Source organism: Corynebacterium sp. HMSC056F09 (genome assembly GCF_001815785.1).
In the GTDB taxonomy this organism is placed as follows: Bacteria; Actinomycetota; Actinomycetes; order Mycobacteriales; family Mycobacteriaceae; genus Corynebacterium; species Corynebacterium hiratae.
Map to the genome: position 1 here is coordinate 25416 of NZ_KV821945.1, position 11120 is coordinate 36535.

Sequence of the window (11120 nt, forward strand, 5' to 3'; positions counted from 1 at the left end):
ATTTGCTGGGCGCGACGGCAATCCCTTTGTTTAAAGGTGCTTAAGGCTTTGTCGTGCGGAACGTGACGTTAGTGGGATTTTCCACCGTGCGGGATACGGTGCAGTCCTTTTCTTGGGAGATGCGCACGAGGCGCTCCACCATGGACTGGGCCTGGCGCCCGGCGTCGGTATCGGGAAAGCGGAGGGAGAATTCCACGTCGACGTCGCTCAGTCGCGAGGCCCCGTCTTCGTCGACGCGGGTGCCTTCAACGTGGACGTCGAAAAGCTCCGGCTCTGTGCGGCGCGAGGTGACCACGTCGATGTCCACGGCCGAGCAGCCCGCCACGGCGGCGAGCAGCAACTCAACTGGGCTGAGTAGTCCCTCAGCGCGGCCAAACTCGAGGCTGATACCTTCGGCATTCGTGGCGCGGTAGTGGCCTGTATCGATGCGGGTGACGTCGACGGAGTATTTCTTGGTGATGTTGCTCATAGCGTCATCCTAGCGGCGGAAACAGGGGTAGGGGCGAGGGCTTTGCAGGTTGCCACACCGCATGCGTCATGCTGCGGAACTTTTAAAATTCTCCCTTTACAAAATTGTCACGCGGGGGAGAGGGTGTGATGTGCATCTCGCTGTGGGGGTAGGAATGGGAGAAATTGTTTCCCTTGATGAAGGAGTTGTGGCTATGACGACTGCGGAAATTAAAGGCTGGCTTGACAAGCTCGTCCACCTCACTGACCGTGAAGCACCGACGGCAGCGGACGTGGAGGAAGTCTTTGAACCCGGGGGCTTCTGGCGGGATCTTGCCGCGGTGACGTGGAACCTGCACACCGCCGAAGGTTCGGAAGCCATCGCCGCGATGATCGCTGGCACTGACGCTGCGCTCGACAACCCGGAGATAACAGAGGTGGAGGACGAAGGCAATGGCGTAACGCGGGTCCACTTCACGTGTGAGTCTGCGAACTTCTATGTCACCGCCGTCGCGCGCCTGCGCGACGCTAAGGCCTGGACCTTCCTCACCTCCGCGCGCGAGCTCAAGGATTTCCCGGAGCCTAAGGGGCGCCGCCGCCCGCTGGGCACGGAGCACAAGGTGGTCAAGGGCGCTAAGAACTGGGCGGACCTGCGGGAGGAGCGCCGTGCGGCACTGGGGCATACGGAACAGCCCTACGTCCTCATTATCGGTGGTGGCCAGGGCGGTATCGCGCTCGGGGCGCGCCTGAAGCGCCAAGGTGTTCCCACGCTTATCGTCGATAAGGCGGGCCGCCCCGGCGACCAGTGGCGCGGCCGCTACCACTCGCTGTGCCTGCACGATCCCGTGTGGTACGACCACCTGCCGTACCTCCCCTTCCCAGATGACTGGCCGATGTTCACCCCGAAAGACAAGATGGGGGACTGGCTGGAGCACTACGTGGGCATCATGGACTTGGATTACTGGACCAATAGCGAGTGCATGAAGGCCTCCTTCGATGAGTCCAGCGGCACGTGGAAGGTCACCGTTCGCAAGGACGGGGAAGAGATTCTTCTGGAACCCACACAGCTGGTTCTGGCCACGGGCATGTCCGGTGTGCCGAATCGTCCCCACCTGGAGGGGCAGGAGAACTTCGCCGGGGAAATCCGGCACTCCTCGGAACACCCGGGTGGCGCAGGCGATGAGGGCAAGGACGTCATTGTGCTGGGCGCGAACAACTCCGCCCACGACATCGCCGCGGACCTCTACGCGCATGGTGCGCGGCCGGTCATGATTCAGCGTTCCTCCACGCACATCGTGCAATCGGACACCCTCATGAAGGATGTCTTTGGCCCGCTCTACTCGGAAGAAGCCGTGGAGGCCGGTGTGGATACGGACAAGGCGGACCTCCTCTTTGCTTCCTGGCCCTACGCTGTGCTTCCCGACGTCCACCGTGAAGTCTTCGATGGCATCCGTGAGGCCGATAAAGACTTTTATGACGGTTTGGAGAAGGCCGGCTTCCAGAACGACTTTGGCGATGACGGCTCGGGTCTTTATCTGAAATACCTGCGCCGTGGTTCGGGCTACTACATCAACGTCGGTGCCAGCGAGCTGGTCATCGACGGCTCGATCCCGGTGAAGTCTGGCGTGTCCATCGCGGAGGTGAAGGAAAAGTCCGTGGTGCTCACCGACGGTACCGAATTGCCCGCCGATGTCATCATGCTGGCCACCGGTTACGGCTCTATGAATGGCTGGGCCGAGCAGTTGATTTCTAAGGAAGTTGCTGACACCGTGGGCAAGTGCTGGGGCTTGGGCTCGGATACCACCAAGGATCCCGGCCCGTGGGAGGGCGAGCTGCGCAACATGTGGAAGCCCACTCAGGTGCCGCAGCTGTGGTTCCACGGCGGCAACCTGCACCAATCGCGCCACTATTCGCGCTACCTAGCGCTTCAGCTCAAGGCGCGCTATGAGGGGATGGATACTCCGGTCTATGAACTGGCGCCGGTGTACCACACCTCTTAAGGCAGAAGAGCGCAGGCAGGAGCCTGCGGAAGTAGACGGCATTCTCATGAGGGGGCTAAAAGGCGGGTAGTCATTTAAAAGGAAATTCACATTGTGGTCACGCGGTCGCAAACTCCGGGCCATAATCTTTCCTTGTCTCTGTCGGTTGCTCCATGGCTTAAACCATGAAGCAACCTCACTACTTCGTTTTGATAGGAAGATCTATGACTGCTCGCCGCCTGCTCGGCACCCTGGTCACCGCCTCGGTGGCCGGTACGTTCCTCGTTGTCCCCGCCTCCGCCGCCGAACCAACAGAAGGCTTGGGCTCGCGCTTTAGCATCGGAGTGCTGCCGGATACTCAGTTCTATTCCCGGTATTCCACCCCGGAAACCGGCAACCTGGCCCAGGCACGCTACGGCAGCGAGCCTTTTAAGGCGCAGGTCGAGTGGCTGGTGAAGAACCAGGAAGCGCTCAACATGGACTTCGCTACGCACCTTGGTGACGTGGTGGACCAAGCGGATGTGGAAGGGGAGTGGAAGGTCGCCGATGAGGCCATGAAGGTCCTCGATGACTCCGATCTGAACTACTCCATCCTGCCGGGCAACCACGACATGATTGAGGATAAGTCAGCGCACCCGTACAACGACCACTTCAGTGCCGAGCGCGCCAAGACCGCCAACCCGGAAACCTTCCAAGAGCGCCACACCGCGGTCAATAACGACTCCGAGTACCACATTTTTGAGGCCGAGGGCCAGAAGTACCTGGTCCTGGCGCTGGGCTGGCGCGCGGATGATGCGGCGTTGGACTGGGCGCAGGGCGTTCTCGATGCCCACCCGGATCTGCCGGTCATCCTTACCAGCCACGAGGTGCTCAACATCGATGGCGCTGGCGAGGTCTTCTACTCCGAGGACTACGGCAAGGGCCTGTGGAACAAGTTCATCAAGAAGAACGACCAGATTTTCCTCACCATGGGCGGCCACCACCACGGCGCGGGCTACCGCGTGGATAAGAACGATGCTGGCCACGACGTCATTGGCATCCTGCAGGACTACCAGATGGCCTACCAAGGCGGTAACGGCCTGCTCGGTGTGCTCGAGTTTGATCTCTCCGGCAATGAACTGGAGATGACCGCCCTGTCCCCGTGGGTGGCGCAGAAACCGGCGAAGGAGCTCACGCAGTTCGACAAGCTCATCCTCGACGGCAAGGGCGATAGCTACCACGTGCCGCTCAACTTCAAGGAGCGCTTCGCTGACTTCGCCCCGGAGTGGACCATCGGCGATGAGAATGACCCAGACCTTGGCCAGAAGGCCCGCGACATCGCGAAGGAAGGCTACACCCCGTACACCATCCCGAAGGATCAGCTTCCGGAGGGCCCGAACGACTTCGTGCAGGCTGACAAGACCGTCTTCCACTGGCGCCCAGGCCAGACCAAGAACAAGGACGGCAAGCAACTTGCCGACGGCGACGTGGCCACCGAGGGCGCTGTTATCCCGGATGCCTTCGGTGCCGACGGTACCGGTGACCTCGTTCGCGAAGGCGGTCCTTCCAACACGGGTGAGCGCATCACTTACACCAAGGATCACCACCCGCTGTCTTCTGATTCTGGTTCCCTCTACTGGTCCGACCCAGCTGGCAAGGCCGCCATGGCGGAGTTCCGCTCCAAGGAGGGCGCTGAAATCAACAAGGTTGATACCTCCGCGGGCTACACCTTCGAGTCCTTCGTGAAAATCCCGAAGGATTTCAACGGCTCTGAGCACGGCTGGGGCAGTGCGCTCTCCCGCGATTCCAGCATCGCTGAGCTTGTCGACGGCTCTGATGACACCGACCCCACCGTCATGTTCGGCATCTCCAACCTGCGTGAGCTGCGCTGGTGGGCGGAGCCGAAGGAAGGTGAAGGCTCCACGGTCTGGTCCCACGAGGTACCTACCGATGAGTGGATGCACATCGCCGTGGTGAACAAGCCGGATTCCGACACCGTGGAGATGTTCATCAACGGTGCACCTATCCTGCGCAACGCCAAGGGTGCTGAGGGCTTGCTCCCACGCGACCTGCAGTGGGTCATGGGCGCTGGCTTTGATAACCGCAAGCCGCAGGACCCGTGGTACGGCTGGATTGGTGAGACCCGCCTGACCCAGGGTGTTCTGGACTCCGACCAGTGGTTGACCGCCCGCCCGGCCGTAAAAGATGAGGAGCCGTCCTCCTCCGCGACCACCTCCCCGGCTGAGACGACCACCACCGAGCCGAGCACGCCCGCTAAGCCGACCAATACGAAGGAGCCTTCCGCTGGTGACATTGGCCAGGCCTTCTTCGCCGGCTCCAGCCACGGCGCGAAGATTATCTTCCCAATCGTCGCCGTCATTGCAGTTGTCGGCGGCGCCGCCTACGCTCTCATCCCAACCATCAACCAACTCTTCGGCCTCAACATCCCGCAGCCGAAGCTGCCGAAGATTCCGGGCCTGAACTAGTCCCGTACACCTTCCGTCCCCCGCTTCGCACTGAGGCGGGGGATTTTTGCTGCACGGCACGACCCGATTTCGGCCCCTGATTGTTAGAAATATGGCTAGTTGTTAGAAATGTGGCTTGAGTGAATCGGCTTCGCAGTGTAGTCGAAGCTAATCCAGTTATGGACAAACTATTCTGGAATGAGTAGTATGAAACTCATGGGACGGCCTCGTAAATTCAATGAAAAAGAAGTTCTCTCTGGCGCGATCACGTTGTTTGGCAGGAGCGGATTCAATGCAGTGTCAGTGGACGTGGTGGTCAATCAACTGGGGCTTAACCGGTCCAGCTTCTACAACCTCTATGGCTCAAAGCATGGATTGTTTCGTGCTGCGGCAGAAACCGTGTGTGCTGAAGCTGAAGGCGGCCGAGTATCGGATGCTGCAAAGGACTTCGTGGTGGTGGCACTGGTTGAGGTGGCGCCAGTCAGTAAAGATTTACGCGAGCTTATTCAGCGAGCTTGTGAACTGTGCTTCGACAGTTCAGAAGCGCTAGGGAAGCACGTGCTGGCCCGTGCACAAGAAACCGAACACTAAGGAGAACCATCATGAACAACAAACTCACTCTGACAGATGCTGAGCTCATCGTCGAACCTCTCGGGCTAGACAAGCTTTGGTCTCTGACCGGCAGCATCACGATTCCGTGGGAGCATGTGCGCGGCGCTACTCATGACCCCGGCATGAAGCACGAACCAAAAGGTTTCCGTGCGCCGGGGCTGCGCAGTGGACAGAAGCTAGCGGGCACCTTCCACGCGGATGGTGGCCGACAATTCTGGAACGTCAGCGGCTATGAGAATGTCGTTGTCATTGAGCTCAAGGAAGAGCACTTCGATCGGCTCATCGTGTCCTTGGATAACCCGGCTGAATGTGTAGCGCGCATCAACGAAAAGGCTCAGGCCGCCTGAGCCTGACGTGAGCCAGCGCCAGAACCTGATGTCATTCACAGTAAAAAGCGTGTGAAAACCGCGGCGGCGAGTTTTCGTCCATTATTTACCGTGAATGACACGTTTAGGCTGAACGGCTCTCGGTTCTGGAGTTAAAGTGCCCCAGGTTTTGTCCTATCTACTCGGACGGAACAAAACCTGGGACACCTCAGTCCTTGGATGTTGAGGGTGTGGCTGGTGCGTCGGCCGGCGGGGTCGGTGAGCCAGTCGGCCTACCGTTGGAATGCAAATTTCACACGGCATTTTGACGGTGCTGGGCAAGGAATCCAACGAGATTTCTGGCATTGCCGGTTTGAGCCACATCTTTATCACGGTGGGGCTGACGGTCTTTCTCGTGAATTTGGGCTGGGCCATCAAGGAACCAGATGCAGGCAGCGCCAATGCTTCGGTGAACGCCTAACCATGAGCGAGCGCAGCGCTCAAGAACGCTCAAGAAAACGTCACGGCGCCTACTCGCCGCGATTGGATGAGCCTGGCGGTTCTTTCCGTCGGACTGGGCGTCATTGTCCTAGATGGCACTATCGTCGGCGTGGCATTGCCCTCGAACATCACTGACCTGCAGCTCAACCTGACGCAGGCGCAGTGGGTCAACAGCCTCTATGCGGTGCTACTGGCGGAGCTGCTCTGCGACGGGGCAAGATTGCGGATACCTGGGGACGCAAGCGAGCCTTCCTCACCGGCCTGACAATATTCGTGGCAGGCAGCGTATTGGCGGGATTTCCTACCTCGGCCGCCACGTGGATCTCCGCGCGCGCAGTACAGGCAATCGGTGCTGCGTTCATCATGCCTTCCACGCTTTCCACGGGGAAACCGTATTCCGCGGCAAATACCGCGCAGCAGCCTTTGGTGTGTGGGGCGCGGTGATTTCCGGTGCGGCAGCGGTCGGACCGCTTGCCGGTGGTGCACTGACGGAATGGGTGTCCTGGTATTCGCGATTATCGAGGGTCCGACCTAGGCTGGTGGGAGCCCAATCCTCATTCAGCTTCTTTGGCTGGACCTGGTTCGAAAACGCGGCTATTTCACCGGTTCCGCTAGGGCGCACGATTTCGGCCGTGGGCTTCGCGCTGTTAATCAGGTTGGAAAAGCACCGCGAGCGGGGTCACCGCTCGGCGCTGTTGTATCTTGAATTGTTTTCTTATTCCACGTTCTCGTGGGGCAATACCACCGCTGGTGCGGTAGCAATCGGCGAGTTTGCCATCATCTTCGTGTTGCCGCTGTACCTGATTAATACGTTGGACCTCTGCACGATGTTGTCTGGCCTGGTGCTGGCAGCCATGGCAATCGGTGCATTCTTCTCCGTTGCAGCAGCCCCCACGTCGCGGCACGGTACGGGGCGCCTGGCACCGTGCTCATTGGGCTCGGCTTGGAAGCCGTCGGCGTCCTTATCCTCGTCCTGCTTATGGGGCCGGATACGAATGATTGGATCATCGCCGCGCCGCTGACCCTGTACGGCTTGGGCCTGGGGTTCGCCTCCACGCAGCCGACCGGCACGATGCTGCGGGATATTCCCGTCGATGACTCCAGGCAAGCCTCCGCAACGCAAACCACCGTGCGCCTGGGGCAGTGGTGTAGACCTTAAGCGAAGGCATGGCCAACGCCGCGCAGTGGTCGCTCGTAGCCGCTACCGCATTCTTCGCTCTGAGCCTTGTCGGTGCACTTAGGGTGCTCCGTGCTGCGGGGGGAGAGGGGGAGAGAAGGGTGTCCCCCGCAAACAATGCCGATCTCGGTGCCCGCGTTAATCGCGTCCCGAACTGATTTTCCACCCGCTTGCTGCTTTGCGTTGCTGCCAGAAGTGACGGTAGATACCGGGGACATCGGAAAGCTCAGAATGCGTGCCCAGCTGGCTGACTTGCCCGTGTTCATCCAAGACTACGATTTGATCAGCAGATTTGATTGTATCCAGCTTATGGGCGATGACAATAAAAGTAGATTGCTCCCGTAGCTCGTCCATCGCAGCAAGAATGTTTGCCTCATTTTCTGCATCGAGCGCGGAGGTAGCCTCATCAAAGAGTACAATCGGCGCTTGCTTGAGAAGCGCGCGAGCTACAGATACGCGCTGGCGTTCACCACCGGATAGAAGCCGCCCGCCTTCACCAACAGGAGTATGCCACCCTAGGCGGTTGGCAATAGAAGTCACGCCTGAAAGATCAGCTGCGCGGAAGACTTCCTCATCGGAGGCGTCGGGACGACCAACGCGGATATTAGCGATTAACGAGTCGTCGAAGAGGTAAACGTCCTGAAAGACCATGGACAGCCTGGACATTAACTGTTCGGTTCCAAGCTCGCGGATATCTACGCCGTCAACCATCACCGCCCCGGAATCTACATCCCAGAATCGCGAAATAAGGCGCGCAATTGTGGTCTTTCCGGAGCCAGAAGGACCGACAATGGCGGTAACGGTGCCTGGTCGAGCATGGAAAGTGACATCTACCAATACTGGTTTATCGCCGTATCCAAACGTGACATTAAGCAGCTCTACATTTCCCGAACCATCGCCTAGGCGCGGAGTAGTGGGTTCTGGCAGGGAAGGAGCATCGGTGATGAGCTCAGTTTCTGCAAGCGCGATACGGCCGGCATCTAAACCGACGAAAGAAGAACCCAGCTGCTCAAGCGTGCGGGTAAACCTCAAGCTGATTCCGATGATCGCAATTGTTTCTAGTGGCGATAGGGCGCCTTCAACGGCAAGATCCGCGGAGACCATAATGAGAGCCACAATGAAGATCTGCACTACTATGCCGTTGAGTAGCAAAGCTAATGTGGATACCCATAGCTCGCGTATTCGTGCTTTATGGTCGATTTCTAGCGCTTGCTCTAGTGGCGCAAAAACCTGTGATTGTCCTGCCGCGCGCAGGGCTGGTTGACGGTTAGCAAATTCTACGATGCGCTGGGAGAGCTCTTTACTCGGCCCCAGTGCGCGGTTCGATGCTTTCTCACGAATCCATGCAGCCAACTGCATCACCACGAGCGCCAATGGTGCGATGATAAGAAGGACCAAGCCCAGCTTCGGGTTCCAGAAACACGCTCCTACTAACAAGGTGACAAGTGCCGCGCTATCGCGGTATATCGTTCCTTGAATATGCGCAATGGTCTCGGCCGCCACCATAAAGCGATCTGAAACGAGGCGAGATAGGCCGCCGGTATTAGCCGGTACGAACCAGCCGAGCGGTAGCGTTGCTAATTTATCGCCCACAGTCGTGTGCGCGGCTCGGATGAAATCCAAGGCCGTGTGGTAAGAGGCCATGGTTGCGAAAAATCGTAGCGCAAAAGCTACGAGCGCAATTGCCAAAAGCGTCCACATCCATGGTGCGATCGTCGTATCCCCATCGAGTGCCTTTGTAAGTGGCACGAGCGTGAGAACGGCGAGGCCATCAAGCACGCCAACGATAAGCGATAGACAAGCATACCTTTTATTGAGCTTATGGCCTACAGGACTTTGCAGCTTTTTGACACTGCGAGTGAGTAGCGGATCACGAAGACGCGAACTAGCAGGCGTAGTGGCATTAGACATGAGAATTATCCTTCATAGGCTTGAGGCAGATTATTTGGTCTGCTCCTTGGATGGACTCCGGCTTGTGGGCGATGACTAAGACGGTCTTGCCTCTGACGAGTGTGGCTAGAGCTGCTTGAATTTCTGCTTCGCAGTCAGGATCAGTTGCCGCAGTAGCTTCATCTAGGATCAAGATTGGCGCATTGGTAATAATTGCCCGGGCAATAGAAATGCGTTGCTGTTGTCCACCGGATAAAGAGGTGTCCTCACCAACAACGGTGTCGAGCCCAGCCGGTAAAGCGCGAATATCAGCAGCTATGTGCGCAGCCTCTGCGGCTTGCCAGATCTCTTCATCGCGGGCTTCTGGGCGTGCAAGGCGAATGTTTTCCCGAATACTCATACGCAGTAAGTGAGGGTCTTGTAAGACGAAAGCCACAGTGCGGTACAAACTGTCGAAAGTGAGATCACGGATATCCACGTTGTTGATAGTGATTGTGCCCGAATCTGGATCCTGGAAACGCGCCAGCATCGTTGCTGCTGTGGATTTGCCAGACCCGGAGGGGCCAATCAATGCCGTGACAGTGCCTGCATTTAGTTGCGCAGAAAAGTCTTGGAGGACTGGTGTGTCTGGGGCGTAGCTAAAGCTGACCTTATGGAACTCCACCTCCATGTCTTGACTACTGGCATCGAGGCTCTTTTGGCCTTCTTTCACATGGGAAATTGTCATGACTTCATCAAGGCGCAACGCCGCATTGCCAGCGAGCTGGTAAGACCACATCATTTGGCCGACGGTTTGAATCGTGCCCGGGAGCACCAGCGCAATTAACGTTGTTGCGATGACTTCAGCGACCGTGACATAGCCACCAGCTATCAGCAGGGAACCGACTCCTAGATTGATAAGGATGAGTACAGGAACCGCCACCACAGACTCTGAGATTGCGGAAACACGCAGAAGCGGACGTAGCCACTCGTAATAGAATTCCGCGAATTTTTGGGCAGCTTCGCGATATCGAGCGTGGGCTTTGCCAACGGTGCCGAAAGCCTTGACGACGGAAATACCTTCGGAGAACTCCACCGCAGTCGCAGAGACCTCACCCAGATAATTATCCAGTTCCGCAGTTTTTGTGCCCATATCTTTCATTGAATATGCTTGGATTGCTAGGAAAATGGGCACAGTGGCAATAGAAAGTAGACCAAGGCGCCAATCCAAGATAAAGGCATAAACCAGAAGCGCGAGGGGCGTAAAGATCGCGGCGACCTTCTCTACAGGAGCGTGGGCTGTCAGGGTGTGCAGAGTTAACGTATCGTCCTCGACGGCTTTGCGGACTTTGCCGGAATTAGTCTGGCTAAACCACGAGAGTGGTGCTTTCGCAATAGCGGTAATAATTCGGCGCCGGTTAATCCCCACCAGCTTTGCATCAGCGAAGTGGGTGATTACAAGGGCAAGGAAATAGAAGAATAGCTGGCCCAAAAATGCAGCAAGTAGCCATTTCACAATGGACGCGACGTCATCAGTATTGCCGTCGATTAGAGCATTTCCCAGTGCCACCAACGCGACGTAGGGTGCTACGGCGAGTACCGAGGATATAAGCGCGAGAAACTGTGCGAAGTAGATGGTTGTTTGCACTGGGGCCAGTAGTTTTTTTAGAGCGACCTGGCCGGCTTTTTGTTTTGCGCGAGCCTCTTCTTCCGGTGACGCACCGTGTGATTCTGGTGCGTGGGTTCCGCTTGATTCTGTGGAACTTTGTTTTAGTTCAGACATTTC

At 57.7% G+C, this 11120-nt stretch carries 11 protein-coding genes; 8 read left to right on the top strand and 3 right to left on the bottom strand.

Annotated elements, in window-relative coordinates; genetic code table 11:
* Positions 1-40: 40 nt before the first annotated feature.
* Positions 41-469 carry an OsmC family protein gene (locus tag HMPREF3056_RS08240; protein ID WP_070754536.1) on the bottom strand — a complete coding sequence of 143 codons (429 nt, stop codon included), beginning with the start codon at positions 467-469 and terminating at the stop codon, positions 41-43.
* Between the two features lie 193 nt (positions 470-662).
* Here HMPREF3056_RS08240 and HMPREF3056_RS08245 point away from each other — a divergent pair, with 193 nt between their 5' ends.
* The 8 genes from HMPREF3056_RS08245 (at position 663) to HMPREF3056_RS08275 (ending at position 7447) form a co-directional block, all read left to right on the top strand.
* Positions 663-2447 (top strand): flavin-containing monooxygenase, encoded by a 1785-nt coding sequence (locus HMPREF3056_RS08245; protein ID WP_070754537.1) that lies wholly within the window; start codon positions 663-665, stop codon positions 2445-2447.
* Between the two features lie 203 nt (positions 2448-2650).
* On the top strand, positions 2651-4891 hold the full coding sequence (locus HMPREF3056_RS08250; protein WP_070754538.1) for a LamG-like jellyroll fold domain-containing protein: 2241 nt from the start codon (positions 2651-2653) through the stop codon (positions 4889-4891).
* A 177-nt stretch (positions 4892-5068) separates the two neighbouring features.
* Positions 5069-5461 carry a TetR/AcrR family transcriptional regulator gene (locus HMPREF3056_RS08255; RefSeq protein WP_012714925.1) on the top strand — a complete coding sequence of 131 codons (393 nt, stop codon included), beginning with the start codon at positions 5069-5071 and terminating at the stop codon, positions 5459-5461.
* Between the two features lie 11 nt (positions 5462-5472).
* Positions 5473-5829 carry a hypothetical protein gene (locus HMPREF3056_RS08260; RefSeq protein WP_070754539.1) on the top strand — a complete coding sequence of 119 codons (357 nt, stop codon included), beginning with the start codon at positions 5473-5475 and terminating at the stop codon, positions 5827-5829.
* Positions 5830-6091: 262 nt separating this feature from the next.
* Positions 6092-6268: a DUF2871 family protein gene (locus HMPREF3056_RS08265; protein WP_246822490.1), complete on the top strand. Its 177-nt coding sequence runs from the start codon at positions 6092-6094 to the stop codon at positions 6266-6268.
* A gap of 66 nt (positions 6269-6334) precedes the next feature.
* The gene (locus HMPREF3056_RS08270) at positions 6335-6553 is read left to right on the top strand and encodes a hypothetical protein (RefSeq protein WP_246822500.1); all 219 of its coding nucleotides are present in this window, start codon (positions 6335-6337) and stop codon (positions 6551-6553) included.
* Positions 6451-6732 (top strand): MFS transporter, encoded by a 282-nt coding sequence (locus tag HMPREF3056_RS13355; RefSeq protein WP_141759863.1) that lies wholly within the window; start codon positions 6451-6453, stop codon positions 6730-6732. The genes HMPREF3056_RS08270 and HMPREF3056_RS13355 overlap by 103 nt, the downstream gene beginning before the upstream one ends.
* A 481-nt stretch (positions 6733-7213) precedes the next feature.
* Positions 7214-7447, top strand: a complete 234-nt coding sequence (locus HMPREF3056_RS08275) for a hypothetical protein (protein WP_070754540.1) — start codon at positions 7214-7216, stop codon at positions 7445-7447.
* A 156-nt stretch (positions 7448-7603) separates the two neighbouring features.
* Here the strand turns inward: HMPREF3056_RS08275 and HMPREF3056_RS08280 are convergent, their stop codons facing one another.
* The gene (locus HMPREF3056_RS08280; protein WP_070754541.1) at positions 7604-9376 is read right to left on the bottom strand and encodes an ABC transporter ATP-binding protein; all 1773 of its coding nucleotides are present in this window, start codon (positions 9374-9376) and stop codon (positions 7604-7606) included.
* Positions 9369-11117, bottom strand: coding sequence for an ABC transporter ATP-binding protein (locus HMPREF3056_RS08285; RefSeq protein ID WP_070754542.1), 1749 nt, complete (start codon positions 11115-11117; stop codon positions 9369-9371). Before HMPREF3056_RS08285 ends, HMPREF3056_RS08280 begins: the two co-directional genes overlap by 8 nt.
* Positions 11118-11120: the final 3 nt, after the last annotated feature.

What these genes read in the sequence shown, in the direction of transcription:
- HMPREF3056_RS08260 (WP_070754539.1), top strand. Translation starts at nt 5,473, where the DNA reads ATGAACAACAAACTCACTCTGACAGATGCTGAGCTCATCGTCGAACCT.
- HMPREF3056_RS08245 (WP_070754537.1), top strand. Translation starts at nt 663, where the DNA reads ATGACGACTGCGGAAATTAAAGGCTGGCTTGACAAGCTCGTCCACCTC.
- HMPREF3056_RS08265 (WP_246822490.1), top strand. Translation starts at nt 6,092, where the DNA reads ATGCAAATTTCACACGGCATTTTGACGGTGCTGGGCAAGGAATCCAAC.
- HMPREF3056_RS08250 (WP_070754538.1), top strand. Translation starts at nt 2,651, where the DNA reads ATGACTGCTCGCCGCCTGCTCGGCACCCTGGTCACCGCCTCGGTGGCC.
- HMPREF3056_RS08280 (WP_070754541.1), bottom strand. Translation starts at nt 9,376, where the DNA reads ATGTCTAATGCCACTACGCCTGCTAGTTCGCGTCTTCGTGATCCGCTA.
- HMPREF3056_RS08255 (WP_012714925.1), top strand. Translation starts at nt 5,069, where the DNA reads ATGAGTAGTATGAAACTCATGGGACGGCCTCGTAAATTCAATGAAAAA.
- HMPREF3056_RS08285 (WP_070754542.1), bottom strand. Translation starts at nt 11,117, where the DNA reads ATGTCTGAACTAAAACAAAGTTCCACAGAATCAAGCGGAACCCACGCA.
- HMPREF3056_RS08270 (WP_246822500.1), top strand. Translation starts at nt 6,335, where the DNA reads ATGAGCCTGGCGGTTCTTTCCGTCGGACTGGGCGTCATTGTCCTAGAT.
- HMPREF3056_RS08240 (WP_070754536.1), bottom strand. Translation starts at nt 469, where the DNA reads ATGAGCAACATCACCAAGAAATACTCCGTCGACGTCACCCGCATCGAT.